This window comes from Rhizobium sp. B230/85 (assembly GCF_019355735.1).
Classification (GTDB): domain Bacteria; phylum Pseudomonadota; class Alphaproteobacteria; order Rhizobiales; family Rhizobiaceae; genus Rhizobium; species Rhizobium rhododendri.
On the sequence record NZ_CP072156.1, the window covers coordinates 3,266,697 to 3,284,586 of the forward strand.

Genomic DNA, 17,890 nt, shown 5'->3' on the forward strand with positions numbered 1-17,890 from the left:
AACCTACCGTTCATGGCAACCATGTGCCAGAAAAATGTGAACAAAGCAAAAACATCACGATAATTCATCACGCGTCTTTACGTGCGATTAAGCCATTTTGCCGACTCTTCCCCGATATTGCCTACGCAGGTGGTTCGGCAGCGGCCGCACCCCAGTTTAACAACTTTTTCGCTGCACATCGTTTCGCGCTATGGACGAGACGAGAGTCTAGAGGTTACGCCATGTCTCGCCGGTTCCAGTCGCTGTCCTTCAAGGTGATCGCCACCTTCCTGCTGCTGACGCTCCTCTCCGTCGCCGTTCTCGACGGCCTCGCCTACATCGCCAGCAACAGGCTTTCGGACGATCAGGCGCTCGAGGCAAAGAAGAGCGTGCTGGTTTTCCGCGGCGACATGCTGCAGGACCAGTTGCAGCAGATCGGCACGCAGGCGGATTCGATCGCCCGCATCGAGGCGGTACAGATGACGATCACCAGCCTTAGAAGCGGCTGGAAAACCATCGAGAAGACCTCCGGCGACGCCCGCGCGGAATTGCAGAAAGTATTCGTCAGCCAGAACCCCAATCCGGCGGACCAGCGTGAAAAGCTTCTGAAGCCCGGTGGTCCCAGCGGGTTCTATTACTCCAGCCACGAGACCGCCCAGGCAGAAATTGGCCGTGACCTCCAGGGCTCGCCTTTCAGCGACCTGCTGATTGCCGACATGGATGGCGCGGTGATCTATTCCTACAAGAAGGGTCCCGCCTTCGCAGAAAATCTCAAGAGCCCGGCCTGGGTCGCATCGAGCCTCGGGAAAACCTACGCAGATGCTGTCGCAAACGTCGCCAAGGCAACCAACGACACCGCCCCGAGCGCCTTTTCCGGCCTGCGTGTAGACCCCGCGACCCAGAAGGGCGCCGTCTACTTTGCCGTCCCCATCCTCAAGCTTGGCGCACCCAAGGGCGTGATGATTTTCCAGGTGCGCGACGATATCCTCGCCTCCATCCTGTCCAAGGGCAACCCGGCCACGAGCACGGCGAGGTCGGTCGTAGTTTCGGAAGACGGTTCGGTTATCGGCGTCGACGAAGCCGCACACCTCGTAGCTGTCGATGGCGCCGCCTATAGTTTTGCGGCTGAAGCATTGGCCGGCAACGATATCAGCGTCGCCGATCTCACACGTCCCGATGGTGAGGCACGCGCCTATGCCCGCCCGATCGTATTCGGCGGCAAGCATTTCCTGATCGTCGAGAGCCTGCTCAAGAGCGAACTGAATGCCGGCTCGATCGCGATTGCCAAGTTGCTGACACTCATCGGCTTCGGCGTACTCATCCTCGTGGCGCTGGCAACCGGCCTTGTGATGAAGCTTCTCTTTGCGCCGCTTGCCCGTCTGGCCGCTGTTACCCGCGATGTCGCGGATGGCAAGCTGGACAGCGAGATCGGCAGTCAGGATCGCAATGACGAGATCGGCACGATGGCGAAGGCCCTTGCACGCTTCCGCCAGTCGCTCATTGACCAGCGCCTGCTGGAGGCGGCCAGCGCCGAGGCTCATAAAAACGCGGAAGCCGAGCGCCAGGCAAGGCTCACGGAGCGCGAGGCGGAAGCCCGCGTGCTGCAGGATGTCGTCGAAAACCTGGACGAGGGTCTGCACCACCTGGCCGCCGGCGATCTCGCCTACCGCTTCGATACCGCCTTCCCCGCCGAACTCGAAGGCCTTCGGGTCAATTTCAACAAGGCCCTGGCAACGCTCAGCGACACCATGACGGCGATCGGCGGCAACTCCATGGCCGTCCATTCCGGCTCTGAGGAGATGCGCGGCGGTGCCACCGAACTTGCGGGCCGCACAGAACGCCAAGCGGCCTCGATCACCGAGACGGCAAGAGCGGTCGGCGCCATCACCGATGCCGTCCGTCTGCAGATCACCCGCGCGGAGCAAGCCGAGCGCATAGCACGCGACGCACAGGCCGAAACGCAAGGCTCGGGTCGCATCATGCGCGAGACGATCGCCGCCATGGAAGCCATCCAGGGCTCGTCGCGACAGATGAACCAGATCATCAGCGTCATCGATGGCATTGCCTTCCAGACTAATCTTCTGGCGCTCAATGCCGGCGTCGAAGCGGCCCGTGCGGGCGAAGCTGGCAAAGGCTTTGCAGTTGTCGCGCACGAAGTGCGGGAACTGGCACAGCGCTCGTCCAGCGCCGCCAAGGAGATTGCTGGACTGCTGGCGAAATCGACCGGGGAGGTCGAAAACGGCGTAGCGCTGGTCGAACGCGCCGGCGTCGCACTCGACGGCATCAGCACCCATGTCGAGAACATCAACGTTCAGATCCGCGAAATCATGCGCTCGACACACGAGGAAGCCGAGACACTTCGGCAGATCAACCTTGCCGTCACCGATCTCGACGCCATGACGCAGCAGAACGCCGCCATGGTGGAAGAGACGACCGCCGCAATCCATCGCCTCGCCTCAGAGGCGGGCGAGATGGACAACAGGCTCGGCAATTTCACGCTGACAGATCCGGTGCGACGCAAGACCGCCGAGATCCACTTCCTGCACCGTCGCCGCTGAGGCTTCGGGCATGGACGACGGTTTGGCCACTTCTCCAGCTTGCCACAACGGACCTGGCCTCAAAACACAAACACCCACCTTCCGCAGAAGCGGGTGGTGGGTGTATCAACTCGGTAGCCCGCTAAAACGTCAGGCCGACAGCTTGGCCATGACCTCGTCGGAAACCTCGAAGTTAGAATAGACGGACTGGACGTCATCGTCGTCCTCCAGGCTGTCGATAAGCTTCATCACCGACACTGCCTTTTCCTCGTCGACCGGCACTGTGTTCTGCGCCTTCCAGACGATCTTGACGGTTTCCGCCTCGCCCAGCGTTGCTTCCAGCGCCTTGGAGACTTCGTTCAGCGCTTCGAAGCCGCAGATGATGGTGTGGCCTTCTTCATCGGTAGTCACGTCGTCGGCACCCGCCTCGATTGCCGCTTCCATCACCTTGTCTGCATCGCCGACCGCGAGCTTGTAGGTGATTTCGCCAACGTGGTCGAAGGAGAAGGAGACCGAGCCTGTTTCGCCAAGCGTACCGCCGGCCTTGGTGAAGGTCGAGCGGACGTTCGAGGCGGTGCGGTTGCGGTTGTCGGTCAGCGCTTCGACGATCACGGCAGTGCCGCCGGGGCCGTAACCTTCATAGCGGATCTGCTCGTAGTTTTCGCCTTCGCTACCCGATGCCTTCTTGATCGCACGGTCGATGTTGTCCTTCGGCATCGACTGCGCCTTGGCGTTCTGGATAGCGAGACGCAGGGCGGCGTTCATCGTCGGGTCGGGCAGTCCGGCCTTGGCGGCGACGGTGATTTCGCGCGCCAGCTTGGAGAACATTTTCGACCGCACGGAATCCTGACGACCCTTGCGATGCATGATGTTTTTAAACTGTGAATGGCCAGCCATGGCACCCCTGCTCAGTCTTCTGATATGAATGGCGCCTTATAGGTGCGAAGCCACAGGCATTCAAGCGAAAAGCCCTGCCACGCCGGAGGTTGACTGAAGGAACAAAGGTGGCCCACCTCACGTTTCAGGACGCATTATCAAATCGAAAGGATTGGCCATGGCCAGCTTCAGCGAAGCACAGGAACATCCGGCAAAGCAGTTGTGGGAGCAGATCGATGCGGTGCACGCCGGCATGCTGGGTATCGACGGCATCGACATGCACATGCAGCCAATGGCGCCGCACGCCGATCCGACGACAAACACCATCTGGTTCTACACCAAGACCGATGCAGACATCGTCAAGAGCATCAAGACCGGCGCCCGAGCCCGCTTCTGCGTGGTCGGCAAGGATCACGACTATCACGCCAGCCTCGCCGGCAAGATCGAGGTCCGCGCCGACCAGGCAAAGATCGACGAGTACTGGAGTTCGGTGACCGCCGCCTGGTATCACGACGGCAAGAAGGACCCGACCCTGACGATGCTTGCGATGCATGTCGAAGATGCAGAACTATGGATCTCAACCGGCAGCAAGCTGAAATTCGGCTGGGAGATCGCCAAGGCCAATCTCGACGACGACAAGATGCCGGACGTCGGCGTCAAGCGTCATCTGACGTTTGCCTGAACGAGAATAGCCCGGGCCGTCAACGGACAGCCCGGGCTAGCTCATAAGTTAATCATCGGTCAGTTCCAGAACGAGGGAACGGTCTCAGCGAGTCTAGGCCCGATCCGCAGCGGCGCTATCTTTTCCGCCAACCCGGTCGAATCGGAGATTTCCACGCCGACCCCACATATCGTCGCCGGCCCGGATGCCGCCTCGAAGCGGCCTTTCGGCATCTTCGAAATGAACCGGTTGAGCGGTTCTTCCTTTTCCATGCCCAACGAAGAGTCGTAGTCGCCACACATGCCGGCATCGGACATATAGGCTGTTCCGCCGTTGAGGATCTGTGCATCGGCCGTCGGCACATGGGTGTGGGTCCCGACGACAAAGCTGGCGCGGCCATCGACGAAATGTCCGAAGCACTGCTTTTCGCTGGTAGCCTCCGCATGAAAGTCGAAAACGATCGCATCGGCCTGCTCCTTCAGGGGGCAGGCAGCGAGAATGGCCTCGGCCGACTTGAAGGGATCGTCGAGTTCGGGATGCATGAACACGCGGCCCATGATGTTGGCGACCAGCACGCGGGCGCCGTTGCGCGCATAATAGAGGCCGGAGCCGCGTCCGGGCGTTCCGGCCGGATAATTGGCCGGGCGCAAAAACTGGTCGTGCCGGCCGGCAAAGGAAACCGCTTCCTTCTGGTCCCATACATGGTTGCCCGTCGTCACCACGTCGGCGCCGGCATTGATGGTTTCCAGGAAGATTTCTTCGGTGATGCCGAAACCGCCGGCCGCATTCTCGCCGTTGACGATGACAAAATCGAGCTTGAGATCGGACACCAGCCCCGGCAGGCGGTTCCAGACGCTCACGCGCCCGGTCTTGCCAACCATGTCACCCAGAAATAGCAGTCTCATTCCACGTCGGTCTCCGGTCAGAAAATGCGAAGGCCGCTTTCGGTCAGAATGGCGTCAAGGGGAACGTCGTGCGGCTCGGCGGGTACTGATGGCACTTCTTGGCAATCGAATGCAATGCCGATCAGGCGCCGCGCGAGGCCTTTCCGTCGTAAAAGCGCAATCGCCCTGTCATAATAGCCGCCACCGTAGCCAATCCGCCGTCCGGCAGCGTCGAAGGCCGATAGCGGCACCAGCAGGATATCGGGTTCGAGCAAAGCTGCGGTCTCGTCAGGGCCGAGCGTACCGAAGGCACCGGGAACAAGCGAACGGGCATCTGCCAGTTCGCGAAAGACGATTGTTTCCCTGTCGACAACTACAGGAAGACAGACCCGCGCGCCCCGCGATCGCAACAGATCGAGCAGCGGCCGGATGTCCGCCTCGGAGCGGATGGGCAGGAAGCCGGCAATAACCGCTCCCGGCTCGAAGCGAATTTCCGCATCACCACACCGCACCATGGTGGCGCTTTTTTGCGCCCGCAAATCCGCCGGCAGCGCGTCGCGAGCCGCCAGCCGTTCCTTGCGAAGCTGTGCTTTCATCTCACTCGAAGCCATGTCGTCCATCCCGTAAGCCAACGCCCCGGGCGTGGCTGCACCCCTCAGGCGCGCACCACCGACAGTTTTCCGTTGGCGCCGATACGGGCGCTGACGTTATCATAATTGAGGATCGTCGTGTGCGGTGTCTGCATCGGGTGGCTATGCGTCGCGGTGATAACCATGACGTCGGCGCCTGCCGCCTCGCCAGCCTTGATACCAGCCGGCACGTCCTCGAACACCAAGCATTCGGTGACGCTCACGCCCAGCCGTTCGGCACCCAGAATGTAGCACTGCGGATTGGGCTTGCCGACCTTGACGTCCTCGGCAGTCACGATGAAACGCGGCATCGGGATTCCCGCTTCCGCCAGCCGCGCCTTGGCAAGCGCAATCGGCGACGAGGTAACGATGGCCCAGCGGTCGGCAGGCAGCGAGGCAAGGAAATCGATGGCACCGGAAATCGGCACGACGCCGGCGACATCGGCGATCTCGTCCCTCTCGATTGCAGCGGCTTCGACAGCAGGATCTACGCCGGGAAGATTGAGGTTGCGGATCGTATCGATACCGCGGGCGCCGTGCATGGTGGGCATGAATTTCTCGACATCCAGGCCCTGGCGCGCAGCCCAGGCGCCCCAGACCCGTTCTGCGGAGGCGATTGAGTTCATGATCGTCCCGTCCATGTCGAACAGGAAGGCGGCGTAGCTTTTATCGAAGACGGAAACGTTATCAGCGGACAAGGAGTATCTCTTTCGGTTGGCGGATGATCGACCGGGCCGACGCAGGCGTCGCAGGTCGAAGATTGCCCCAGATACCGTCAGCCGCAGTCAGATGCAAAGCTAGATAGTCTCGCCGGGGCACTGCGACAAGCAATGTCCCGGCCGGATGTTCCCTACTCGCCGAGGCGGCTTTTAACGCCGGCGATGATCGTCTTCGACAATGTCTCGTAATCGTCGTCGAAATGGTGACCGCCGGCCATGGCGACGACTTCGGCGCCGGTGCCCTTCAGATCAGGGCAGGCAACGTCCTCGTCGTCATCCGTGCCATACACGCACTGGACGATCTTCGGGTTGATCTTCTTAAGGTCCTTGAGCGGATCGCCGCCCTTGCCCTCGCTGGAAGCGCCGAGCCAGCCCATTACCGAGATGACATAGTCCACCTTGCGCGACAGCGACAGCAGCGACATCTGCACCACCTGGCTGCGTTCCTTCGGCTTCAGCAGATTGTAGCTGGCCGGGATGACGTCGGCACCGAACGAGTAACCGATCAGCACCACGTGCTGCACATTGAAGTGCTTGGTGTAGTAATCGATGATGCGGCCCAGGTCGTCTGCAGTTTCCTGTGGCTTACGCTCCGACCAGAAATAATGCAGCGTATCGACGCCGACCACCGGAATGCCCTGATCCTGGAGATAGGAGCCGACTTCCTTGTCGATGTCGCGCCATCCGCCGTCGCCAGAATAGATGATCGCCAGCGTGTCCTCGGTCGGCTTGGTTTCAAGCACGTTGATGGGCAGGCCAAGCGGTGATTTTTCGGCGCTCAGCGACTTCACCAGGTCGACCAGCGTGTTGCTGAGGGTCGTCATGGCGTCGTCCGTGGAATCGCGGATTTCGATTTCCGGATGATCCTTCTGCATCGCCTCGACATGGTCGCGGCCATCCTTGGGCGCTGCCGGGGTGAAGCTGGCAATGATCGGGTTTGGCAGCACGCCGTCCATCAGTCCGATGACGACGTTGTCGCCGGTCTTGACCTTTTCGGCGGGCGTGCAGAGATCCTTGGTGAGGGCGATGCCTGCGGCAGGATCGACGGCCAGTGTCTGTGACACAGTGGCGTCCGGTGTCTGCGCGGCAATTGCCAGCGCCATGGTGCCACCAGCGCCAACGCCGGCGATGATCGGCAGCTCGTAGGCGCTGTCGGCGACAGACCGCTGTACCTGCTGGCTCAGCGACTCGATGTCGGAAACCATATAGATGCAGCCATCGTTCTGGCTGACATCGTAATTGTTGAGTGCCTTCAGGAAGGAAGGATAGTCGATCCCGATGACCATCGAGCCCTTCGCCAGCAGCGTCTGTGCAACGGCGTTTTCCTTGTCGCCCCAGCCACCGATATCCGAGATCAGCACGACTTCGCCGACCACCTTGCCCGTCGGCACAAGGATGTGCGGCGACGGGATGATGCCGGTGTCGTATTTCTTATTGACCTCGTCCGCGTGGGCGACACCCAGCATGAGCAAGGCCGCCATTGCGAAGGAAGCTGCGTATTTCAAGATCATTTCCTGACGACTCCTCTTAGTCCGCCGCCGATCAGGAACGTCGCGTCCATCAGCGCAATCATCGGACTGACCCCGCCTGAAACCGCGAGATAGCGCGGCTGCCAGTCGGGATGAAATTTTGCTTTGAAGGCTCTTAGCCCTTTGAAGTTATAAAACCGTTCACCGTGTTCGAAAACCGTGCCGCCGATCCGGTCCCAGACCGGCGCCGATTCACGCTTCGACATTCCGGATAGAGGTGCCATCCCGAGGTTAAAGCGCTGAAATCCGGCATTCCTAAGATGCTCGAGGATCTGGACGAAGAGAAAGTCCATGGAACCCTTCGGTGCGTCAGGCGAAAAGCGCATTAGGTCGATCGAGCCCTCTTCGTGGGTCGACGTCACGAGTATGTTTGCAAACGCAACGATGCGGCCGTCCTTCCTGAGAACGCCGACCGGCTGCGATAGGATATAGTCGGGATCGAAGGCGCCGAGAGAGAAGCCCTTTTCCTTGGCGTTGTGGTCTTCCAGCCAGGCGTTCGAGACTGCCGCGAGTTCGTCCAGCACCTCGCCCACGTTCTGCGGCTCGATGACCGAGAATTCAAGCCCGTCGCGCACCGCACGGCTTGCCGTCTGGCGGAGATTGGCCCACTTGCCGCCCTTCAGCTCGAATGTGTTGAGATTGACGACGGCGAGTTCGCCGAGCTTGTAGGCCCGCATGCCGGCATCGGCGCAGTGCGAAAGGAGCCCCGGCGAGATCTGGTAGAACACCGACCGACAGCCCGCCGTACGGGCGGATTCGACAAAGCGCCAGACGAGATCGGCCAGCGCGTGCCGCGGCCCGATCGGATCGAACAGAGCGATCCAGGAGCGACCGCGCTTGCCGTACATGATGAAGGCATCGCCCTTCTCGGAGAACATGATGCTCTTGTCGCGCATCCGAACCAGATTGGCGTCGGCGATGCCGTGCGCTTCGACAATGGCAACGGCCCGCTCGACATCGTCGTCCGAGACCGGCAGCAGCCGCGAGGTCGCCGGACGGAGCAGGCTGAACGCGGCAATACCGGAGGCAACGATGCAAAGGCCGAGCACGGCACGCAGGCCACGCGGCGCCTCGTCGGCAAACTCGAACTGCCACCAGAGCTGGTTGCTGTAGGCGACGTCGCGATAGACGAAGAACAGGATGACGATGGCGCAGATACAGATGACCGCTATCGCCATCAGCCAACCGGCTGTCAGCGCCTGGTTGACGAGCGAAGCCGGGCGATTGAACAGCTTGCGGCTGACGAACAGTCCGAAGATGAAGAACAGCAGGAACGACGCCTCGACGAGCGCGATTGCCTTTAGCAGCGACAGAGTTACCGCTGCAACCGCGCAGCCCACCGAAACCCACCAGGCGCCATCGAGGCGCTGGCCCAGCCCACGGGCTGCGACGACCATGGCAAGGCCGACGAGGCTCGACAGGAAGTGGGCTCCTTCGACCACAGGCAGGGCCAGGTAATCCGACAGGAACTCGAGGTTTTCATCCGGCGTCGGCGTGACGCTCGAAAAGATTAGCATGACGCCCAGCAACAGCGCGAAGGTCGACAGCAACTGCGGCATAAGCCGCCCGCCGACACGCCGCACGCTGGAAGCAGCGGGATGGTCGACGAAGCGGCGCAGTTCGGTCGCCGCAACGACCATGATCGCAAGCAGCAGCGGGATCACATGGTAGATCACCCGGTAGAGCACCAGCGAGCCCAGCACGGCATCGACGTTGACGGCGCTGCCGAGCGAAGCGACAATCACGGTCTCGAACACGCCAAGGCCGGCCGGGACATGGCTGAGGACGCCGAGGCCGACGGCGATGGCATAGACCGCGAGGAATGTCGGCCAGCCGATCGACGATTCCGGCAGCAGCACGTAGAGAACGGTCGCTGACGCCGCGATATCGAAGGCGGTGACCAGGAACTGGCGCGACCAGGTGCGCGAATCCGGCAGACGCAGCGTGAAGCTGCCGATGGAAATCACCCGCCCGCCGCGGCCCATGTAGAGCAAGACCGCCAGTAGCCCCAGGATGACACCGGCGACGCCGCGCAGCACGAGGCTGTCGACATTGATCAACGGCCCCATTTCATCGGCAATGATCATCAGCGCAATCGAACCGACAGCGGCAAGGCCGAGACCGAACGACAGCGTCACGAAGGCGACGATGCGGCCGATGTCTTCCGGCGTCAGCCCCATGCGCGAATAGGCGCGGTAACGGATCGCGCCTGCGCTCAATGCGCCAAAACCGGCAGTGTTGCCGACGGCGTAGGCACTGAATGCCGTCAGCGCCACATGCGGAAACGGCACCTTCTTGTCGATGAATTCGAGCGCGTTGGTATCGTAGAATATCAGCGCGAAGAAACTCAGGCCGGTAAACAGCAGCGCAAGCAGGATCGCACGGGCGGAGGTGTCGCTCAATGCCAGCACGATATCGTCGTAACGGACTTCCGTCGTCAGATGGAAAATCGCATAAGCGACCATCCCGAAGACGACGACGCTGCCCAGCGCCAGCAACTGCGTGCGATAGCGGCGCAACATCGTGACCAGCCAGCCGCGCTCCTCGAGGTCGTCTTCGGCTGGTTCCAGATCGATCGGGCTCGACATACTTTACCTGTTTGAATGGGTCACTTCTGCGCCCCGCTTAGCAGATGTACGTCAACGCGAATATTTCTATTCGGCGGTTGTACGCAGATTCTTTCAAGGCGACGACATGTCGCCGTCACATCTCTCTGAATTCAGGCATTTTTGGCGCAGCGCCTTGATGGGCGACAATATTCTCTTCAAAAAAGGAAGATTATAGTGGGCGCGACGGGCGCGGAGACAGAAGTCGCAAGGCAAATTGCGTAAAACCCGCCCGAAGGCGAAAAGTGCGATCCACGACGACCGGTGGTTTTTTACGATCCTGGGTGCCTACAAACGTAGGTGGGCGCCATATGTCCAAGCCCACGGGCCTGGCCAGGGACAGCTCCCTTTGGATCGAGTATGGCCCCAGGGATTGTGGTACCTGCCGGGAAGCGCAGACCGCAAGTCGACATATAATGCGCTTTGCGTTTGCGCACCAGTGCCATCGGTCGAGAATTAACGCTCGGCGACGTCATCGACGACGCTACCCTCCACGGATTTGCCGTTCAGGGTTTTATCGCCGTCATGTTCAGATGCCAGGGTTCGCAATCGATGCCGGAAAGCTGGCGCGCAATCTGCCGATAGCCGAATTCCGAAAGCAGCACGGTCATCGTCCGCTCCGTATATCCCCATCGATGTGCGTCTTCGCGATTTCCACCACGGCTCTCGTCGCGCCATCCGAAGAACCCGGCAAAGGCGTGCGCCTGTTGATCGGCAAACGTGCTGAAGCTGGAGCCCAGCAACTGACGGCAATGAAATTCCAGATCGGGGACGACGATGTTGAGCGTTCCTCCCGAGCGCAGCGCCTGAAACCAGCGCGCCAGCGTCCGCCGGGCATCGTTCGGATCCAAGTGCTCCAGCATGTGCCGCGTATAGATTTCGTCGACACTGCCGTCGTCGATCGTTTCGAGACCCCAGGCATCGGACACGATGTCAGGCTTGGCATCGGCCCGCACGTCCACGCTCAAAAAGCCTTCACGGCGCGTAGAACCTGCACCTATATTCAGTTTCATCGGCAACCTCCAAAGGGTAGGACCTGGACACTGGGGCGAACAAAGAACCTGGGCCAGGGAGGCACCCTTATATCAACGGCATCAAGTACGGTAACAATGGTGAGTGTGGTGGGCTAAACGCACCGTTATCCGACCTCAGTGCGCTTCCGCGCCCGGCTTGGCGACCAGTTTTTCGGTGATGCCGCGAATGCTGCTGGCGACTTCGTCCAGAACGCCGGCCAGCGCCTCTTCCGTCTGTGCACTGGCGGCGAGCGCGGTGTCGCGATTACCGCGCAAGGCGTCAAGTTCGGCCTCCAGCCCGGTCACCTTGCGCGTCAGGTCGGCCACTTCATCCATGATCATGATGCCGGCCATGACGGTCACCCGGAGATCGCCGATCTCGCCGAACTGCTCCTTCAGGTGGCTGACATAGCGATCGAAGCGGGTGGCGAGATCCGTCAGGTGATCTTCCTGCCCCTCCTCGCAGGCCATGCGATAGGCCTTGCCGTCGATCGTTACCGTTACCTGCGCCATGCGATATTCCGTCCTGTCTTGCCCGATGCGGCAAAGGTTGTCTGCAACGCTGCGTCAGCGATCGAGTACGGCCCTGATCGTTTCCATGGCGGTGACCAGCCGGCGGGAAACCTCGCGGTTTACCTCCTCCAGCCGGTTGGCGCGAAATTCCGCCTGGTCGAGTTCCTGTGCCAGCCTTGAACGGTCGGCGTGGGTCCGGCGAACCTCAGCGTCGATCTCGCTTCGCTCGCGCTCCCGTTCGAAACGCACGTCGACCGCATTATCCAGCGCTGCCAGCGCCTGACGCAGTGACGTGATGGCGGCGTCCACTGTCTTGCCTGTGGGCATCATGTCTTCCCGGTTCCACGCACAATGCTCCGAATCGCCATGGTGGCGCATTGCCCTGATCTGTCACAGTATTCAACTCGGCAACTGGCCGTCAATAAAGGCCTGCATGCGGCAAGGCCGCTAAACTGTGGATGACATGCGACTTTCCTCAGTTCCGGCAGCCTATCAGGCTCATGTCGTCTTTTGTACAAGACAAAAGGCAAATGTTAAATATTTGCGACGGAGGCCGGGTTTGGCCGCCGGATTTATTGACTTGCTCGCCCCAACTGCTATGTCTCAGCCGCCTGAGGCAGACTGCGATCCAGGGTTCCAAGCATCCCTCCCTCGCTGTGCCTTCCAACCGGTGGTCCATCCCTCTCGAGACCGAGACCATCCCAAACCTTGCGGAACGACCATGATCTCTCGCGAAAAACACGACCGGATGGCAAACGCGATCCGTTTCCTTGCCATGGATGCCGTTGAGAAGGCCAATTCCGGCCATCCCGGCCTGCCGATGGGCATGGCTGACGTCGCCACCGTACTCTTTTCCAAATACCTGAAATTCGATCCGAAATCGCCCCATTGGGCAAACCGCGACCGCTTCGTGCTGTCGGCCGGCCACGGCTCGATGCTGCTATACTCGCTTCTGTATCTGACCGGCTATGAAGACATGTCGATCGAGGATCTGAAGAACTTCCGCCAGCTCGGCTCAAAGACTGCCGGCCATCCGGAATACGGTCACGCCACCGGCATCGAAACAACGACCGGTCCGCTCGGCCAAGGTATTGCCAACGCCGTCGGCATGGCGATTGCTGAACGCAAGCTCGCCGTCGAGTTCGGCTCAGAACTGCAGGATCACCACACCTACGTGATGTGCGGCGACGGCTGCCTGATGGAAGGCATCAGCCACGAGGCAATCGCGCTCGCAGGCCACCTGAAGCTCAACAAGCTCATCCTGTTCTGGGACAACAACTCGATCACCATCGACGGCGCCGTTTCGCTGTCGGACTCGACCGATCAGATTGCCCGCTTCAAGGCTGTTCACTGGAACACGATCGAAGTCGACGGCCATGAGCCTGACCAGATCTCTGCCGCGATCGAGGCAGCCCAGAAATCAGACCGTCCGACCCTGATCGCCTGCAAGACGATCATCGGCTTCGGCGCTCCGCACAAGCAGGGCACCCACAAGGTCCACGGTTCGCCGCTCGGCGCCGAGGAAATTGCGGCTACCCGCAAGGCTCTCAACTGGGATGCCGAGCCCTTCGTCATTCCGGCCGACGTGCTCGACGCCTGGCGCGAAGCCGGCAAGCGTGCCGTTCCCGATATGAAGGACTGGCAGTCGCGTCTCGCTGCAGCCGATGAAGCCAAGAAGGCCGAGTTCAACCGCCGCTTCGCCGGCGACCTGCCGGCTGGCTTCGACGCCGCCATCAGCGACTACAAGAAGAAGCTGGCCGAGACCAAGCCGACCGTTGCGACCCGCAAGGCGTCGGAAGACGTGCTCGAGGTCGTCAACGGCTTCCTGCCTGAAACGCTCGGCGGCTCCGCCGACCTGACGCCATCGAACAACACCAAGACCAGCCAGATGGTCTCGATCACGCCGTCGGATTTTGCCGGCCGCTACATGCACTGGGGCATACGCGAACACGGCATGGCGTCTGCCATGAACGGTATCGCTCTGCACGGGGGCCTGATCCCTTACGGCGGCGGCTTCATGATCTTCTCGGACTATTGCCGTCCGCCGATCCGCCTGGCGTCGCTGATGGGCATTCGCGTCATCCACGTTTTGACGCATGACTCGATCGGCGTCGGCGAAGACGGCCCGACCCACCAGCCGGTGGAACAGATGGCCTCGCTGCGCGCCATCCCGAACCTGATGATGTTCCGCCCGGCCGATGCCACGGAAACGGCCGAGTGCTGGCAGATCGCGCTGAAGACCAAGGACCGTCCGTCGGGTCTGGCCCTCACCCGCCAGAACATGGTCGCAGCCCGCCTGGAATACAGCGAGAAGAACCTCTGCGAACTCGGCGCCTACAATCTGGCCGGTTCTGCCGATGCCAAGGTGACGATCTTCGCTTCGGGCTCCGAAGTCGAAATCGCCGTTGCCGCCCGCACTGCGCTTGAAGCCAAGGGCATCACTGTCCGCGTCGTCTCGGTTCCCTCGACGGAATTGTTCTTCGAGCAGCCCGAAGCCTACAAGGCGGAAATCCTCGGCAACTCGCCAGTCAAGATCGCCGTCGAAGCCGGCGTCCGCGAAGGCTGGGATGCCTTCATAGGACCGGAAGGCACGTTCATCGGCATGAAGGGCTTTGGGGCTTCCGGCCCGGCCAAGGAAGTCTACAAGCATTTTGGTATCACGGCGGAAGCCGTCGTTGCCGCTGCGGAAGCCAAGCTTTCCTGATCCCAATACAGGGCGCCACGGCGCCCTGCTTCCATCAAATAGAAAAGTCCTGTCCGATTTGGGAGTGTCCACCATGACTGTTAAAGTTGCCATCAACGGCTTCGGCCGCATCGGCCGCAACATCCTGCGCGCCATCGTCGAATCCGGCCGCACCGACATCGAAGTCGTTGCCATCAACGACCTCGGCCCGGTCGAAACCAATGCCCATCTGCTGCGCTACGATTCCATCCACGGTAAGTTCCCTGCCTCGGTCAAGGTCGAAGGCGACACGATCATCGTCGGCAACGGCAAGCCGATCAAGGTCACCGCGATCAAGGATCCGGCAGCCCTGCCGCATGGCGAACTCGGCGTCGATATCGCCATGGAATGCACCGGCATCTTCACATCGCGTGAAAAGGCCGCCCTGCATCTGACCGCCGGCGCCAAGCGCGTCATCGTCTCGGCCCCTGCCGACGGTGCCGACCTCACCGTCGTCTTCGGCGTCAACGACGACCAGCTGACCAAGGAACACTTGGTCATCTCCAACGCGTCGTGCACCACCAACTGCCTGGTTCCCGTCGTCAAGGTCCTGAACGATGCCATCGGCATCGACCACGGCTTCATGACCACCATCCACTCCTACACCGGCGACCAGCCGACGCTGGACACGATGCACAAGGACCTGTACCGCGCCCGCGCCGCAGCCCTGTCCATGATCCCGACCTCGACCGGCGCTGCAAAGGCCGTCGGCCTCGTGCTGCCGGAACTGAAGGGCAAGCTGGACGGCACGTCGATCCGCGTTCCGACACCGAACGTCTCCGTCGTCGACTTCAAGTTCGTCGCCAAGCGCAATACTACCGTTGAAGAGATCAACCAGGCGATCAAGTCTGCCTCCGACGGCAAGCTGAAGGGCATCCTCGGCTACACCGACGAGCCGCTGGTCTCGCGCGACTTCAACCACGACAGCCACTCGTCGATCTTCGCCTTCGACCAGACCAAGGTCCTTGAGGGCAATTTCGTCCGCGTGCTCTCCTGGTACGACAACGAATGGGGCTTCTCCAGCCGCATGTCCGACACAGCCGTCGCCTTCGCCAAGACCATCTGAGCGACTGCACGGCCACGTTAGAAAAACGGCTCGGGAAACCGGGCCGTTTTTTGTTTAGACACTTGATATTCCACATTTCGCCCAGCTATCGACCAGATTGATCATTAAGCCTTTGAGAGCAAATCTGGATGGCCTACAATCGGCGGGCAATCATTTGCGCGGGGGATTCGGGCGCCGGGGACGGGAGCGCAGGGAGGGCTCGACCGTCGAGCAACGGGCTGCAGTGGGGCGTTCGGTATCTGCCGGATGCGAGAAAAGGGAAGTGTCCGTGGAAGCATTTTATGTCGTCGTCCTGGTCTGCACCGTCCTGATCCTCATTGCCGCCTTTTCCAGCCTTCTCGCCTTCCGCTTCGGCGCCCCCCTGCTGCTGCTGTTTCTCGTCATCGGCCTGCTGGCCGGTCAGGATGGGCTCGGCATCGCCTTCAGCAACAATTACCTCGCCTATATCCTCGGCTCGATCGCGCTCGCCGTCATTCTTTTCGATTCCGGCTTCGGCACCTCGCTCTCCTCCTTCAAGGCGGCCGCCGTCCCGGCTCTGACGATAGCCTCGCTCGGGGTCATCATTACAGCCTCCATTTTCGGGCTGGCCGCATCCTGGCTTCTCGGTTTCAGCTGGATGGAAGGCCTGCTTCTCGGCTCGATCGTCGCCTCGACGGATGCCGCCGCCGTCTTCTTCCTGCTGCGCATCGGCGGCATCAACATCCGCGACAAGGTGCGCTCGACGCTGGAAGTCGAATCCGGCACCAACGACCCGATGGCGATCTTCCTGACCATTGCGCTGGTACAGGCGATCGGCAGCGGCGAAGGCGTCGGCGGCGTCAACATCGCCATGCTCGCGATGTTCGTCCAGCAGATGGGCCTCGGCGTCATCCTCGGCCTGCTCGGCGGCATGATGATCGTGCTGGTCGCGGGCAAGCTCGAAACCGACCGCGGCCTGACGCCGATCTTCGTGCTGGCGCTGGCGCTGCTGGTGTTCTCGTTCACCGGCGCCGTCGGCGGCAGCGGCTTTCTTGCGGTCTATGTCGCGGGCATCTACGCCGGCAACCACAAGATGCCGGCCTCTGCGACCATCAAGCGCTTCCAGGATGGCATGACCTGGCTCGCCCAGATCATCATGTTCCTGGTGCTCGGCCTGCTCGCCTCGCCGTCGGAGTTTCCAGCCATCGCCGTGCCGGCCGTACTGCTGGCGCTGGTGCTGATCTTCGTCGCCCGACCGGTTGCCGTCTGGCTCTGTCTGCTGCCGTTCGACTATACCCAGCGCGAGACAGGCTTCCTCGCCTGGGTCGGTCTGCGCGGCGCCGTCTCCATACTGCTTGCCATCATGCCGATCCTCGGCAATCTCGATTTCGGCCAGACCTACTTCAACGTCGCCTTCATCATCGTGCTCGTCTCGCTGATGCTGCAGGGCTGGACGATCAAGCCGGTGGCAAAGAAGCTCGGGCTCATCATTCCGCCGCGCATCGGCGCCGTCCACAAGGTCGAGGTCGACCTGCCCGGCGCTGCAAACCACGAGCTTCTCTCCTACCGCGTCGTCAAGGACAGCCCTGTGCTGCTGGGAGAGCGTATCCCGCGCTGGGCCATGCCATCGCTGGTGGTGCGCGACGGCAAGTCTATGCGCTATCAATATGCCGGACGGCTGCGGGAAAACGATCTGGTATACCTGTTCATCGCGCCAAGCTTTTCGCGGCTGCTCGACAGGCTTTTCGCCACCCGCGCACCGGTCGATCCGGAAGATACCGAGTTCTTCGGCGCCTTCTCCATTTCGCCGCAGCGGCAGGCAGCGGATCTCGATGCCGCCTATGGCCCGGGCCTCCTGCACGAAAACGAGAAGAACCTGACGATCGCCGAACTGATGCGCCAGCGCTTAGGCGGCAAGGCGGACTATGCGGACCGGGTGCGTCTCGGATCGCTCATATTGATCGTTCGCGACCTCGATGAGAACGACCATATCAAGGCTGTCGGCATGTCGCTCGAAGTGGTCGATTCCACCGATGCGCTGCCGCTGTTTATCAACATGCGCGAGATCGCCCATCGCATTCGCGATGCCCTCAGGCGACGCCGCGCAAGGGCTGCGAAGGCGAATTCAAACGATTCGAGTAGCGACTAAAACCCGGGCTGACAGCCTTGCGTCTCCGACCATCCGTAGTATGGTCGGC

General features: G+C 61.2%; 14 protein-coding genes and 1 other RNA gene. 5 read left to right on the forward strand and 10 right to left on the reverse strand.

Annotated elements, in window-relative coordinates; all coding sequences use genetic code 11:
- The first annotated feature begins 221 nt into the window (after positions 1-221).
- On the forward strand, positions 222-2,537 hold the full coding sequence (locus tag J5289_RS15740; RefSeq protein ID WP_209184565.1) for a methyl-accepting chemotaxis protein: 2,316 nt from the start codon (positions 222-224) through the stop codon (positions 2,535-2,537).
- Positions 2,538-2,666: 129 nt separating this feature from the next.
- On the opposite strand, the gene J5289_RS15745 is transcribed toward J5289_RS15740, so the two are convergent.
- Positions 2,667-3,413 (reverse strand): YebC/PmpR family DNA-binding transcriptional regulator, encoded by a 747-nt coding sequence (locus J5289_RS15745; RefSeq protein WP_209184566.1) that lies wholly within the window; start codon positions 3,411-3,413, stop codon positions 2,667-2,669.
- 157 nt (positions 3,414-3,570) lie between these two features.
- Here J5289_RS15745 and J5289_RS15750 point away from each other — a divergent pair, with 157 nt between their 5' ends.
- Positions 3,571-4,074 carry a pyridoxamine 5'-phosphate oxidase family protein gene (locus J5289_RS15750; protein ID WP_142830688.1) on the forward strand — a complete coding sequence of 168 codons (504 nt, stop codon included), beginning with the start codon at positions 3,571-3,573 and terminating at the stop codon, positions 4,072-4,074.
- Positions 4,075-4,133: 59 nt separating this feature from the next.
- On the opposite strand, the gene J5289_RS15755 is transcribed toward J5289_RS15750, so the two are convergent.
- The 9 genes from J5289_RS15755 to J5289_RS15795 all read right to left on the reverse strand — a co-directional run bounded on the left by J5289_RS15755 (position 4,134) and on the right by J5289_RS15795 (position 12,276).
- On the reverse strand, positions 4,134-4,958 hold the full coding sequence (locus tag J5289_RS15755) for a TIGR00282 family metallophosphoesterase (RefSeq protein WP_209184567.1): 825 nt from the start codon (positions 4,956-4,958) through the stop codon (positions 4,134-4,136).
- A 17-nt stretch (positions 4,959-4,975) separates the two neighbouring features.
- Positions 4,976-5,548, reverse strand: a complete 573-nt coding sequence (locus J5289_RS15760) for a 5-formyltetrahydrofolate cyclo-ligase (RefSeq protein ID WP_209184568.1) — start codon at positions 5,546-5,548, stop codon at positions 4,976-4,978.
- Positions 5,549-5,592: 44 nt separating this feature from the next.
- A complete protein-coding gene (locus J5289_RS15765; protein WP_209184569.1) occupies positions 5,593-6,264 on the reverse strand; it encodes an HAD-IA family hydrolase in 672 nt (223 codons plus the stop codon).
- Positions 6,265-6,416: 152 nt separating this feature from the next.
- Positions 6,417-7,796, reverse strand: a complete 1,380-nt coding sequence (locus J5289_RS15770) for a virulence factor (protein ID WP_209184570.1) — start codon at positions 7,794-7,796, stop codon at positions 6,417-6,419.
- Positions 7,793-10,336: a bifunctional lysylphosphatidylglycerol flippase/synthetase MprF gene (gene mprF / locus J5289_RS15775; protein ID WP_247749200.1), complete on the reverse strand. Its 2,544-nt coding sequence runs from the start codon at positions 10,334-10,336 to the stop codon at positions 7,793-7,795. The genes J5289_RS15770 and mprF overlap by 4 nt, the downstream gene beginning before the upstream one ends.
- A gap of 329 nt (positions 10,337-10,665) precedes the next feature.
- Positions 10,666-10,824, reverse strand: a non-coding RNA gene (gene ssrS, locus J5289_RS15780) — 6S RNA.
- A 102-nt stretch (positions 10,825-10,926) separates the two neighbouring features.
- Complete coding sequence (locus J5289_RS15785; protein WP_209206474.1) at positions 10,927-11,433, reverse strand: methyltransferase domain-containing protein; 507 nt, start codon at positions 11,431-11,433, stop codon at positions 10,927-10,929.
- A gap of 135 nt (positions 11,434-11,568) precedes the next feature.
- A complete protein-coding gene (locus J5289_RS15790; RefSeq protein ID WP_209184831.1) occupies positions 11,569-11,946 on the reverse strand; it encodes a cell division protein ZapA in 378 nt (125 codons plus the stop codon).
- A gap of 54 nt (positions 11,947-12,000) precedes the next feature.
- The gene (locus J5289_RS15795) at positions 12,001-12,276 is read right to left on the reverse strand and encodes a DUF4164 domain-containing protein (RefSeq protein WP_111222393.1); all 276 of its coding nucleotides are present in this window, start codon (positions 12,274-12,276) and stop codon (positions 12,001-12,003) included.
- A 391-nt stretch (positions 12,277-12,667) separates the two neighbouring features.
- On the opposite strand from J5289_RS15795, the gene tkt reads away from it, so the two are divergent.
- The 3 genes from tkt (at position 12,668) to J5289_RS15810 (ending at position 17,841) form a co-directional block, all read left to right on the forward strand.
- Positions 12,668-14,650: a transketolase gene (gene tkt / locus J5289_RS15800; protein WP_209184832.1), complete on the forward strand. Its 1,983-nt coding sequence runs from the start codon at positions 12,668-12,670 to the stop codon at positions 14,648-14,650.
- A 73-nt stretch (positions 14,651-14,723) separates the two neighbouring features.
- Positions 14,724-15,734: a type I glyceraldehyde-3-phosphate dehydrogenase gene (gene gap, locus J5289_RS15805; protein ID WP_209184833.1), complete on the forward strand. Its 1,011-nt coding sequence runs from the start codon at positions 14,724-14,726 to the stop codon at positions 15,732-15,734.
- Between the two features lie 268 nt (positions 15,735-16,002).
- On the forward strand, positions 16,003-17,841 hold the full coding sequence (locus tag J5289_RS15810) for a potassium/proton antiporter (RefSeq protein WP_209184834.1): 1,839 nt from the start codon (positions 16,003-16,005) through the stop codon (positions 17,839-17,841).
- Positions 17,842-17,890 lie beyond the last annotated feature (49 nt).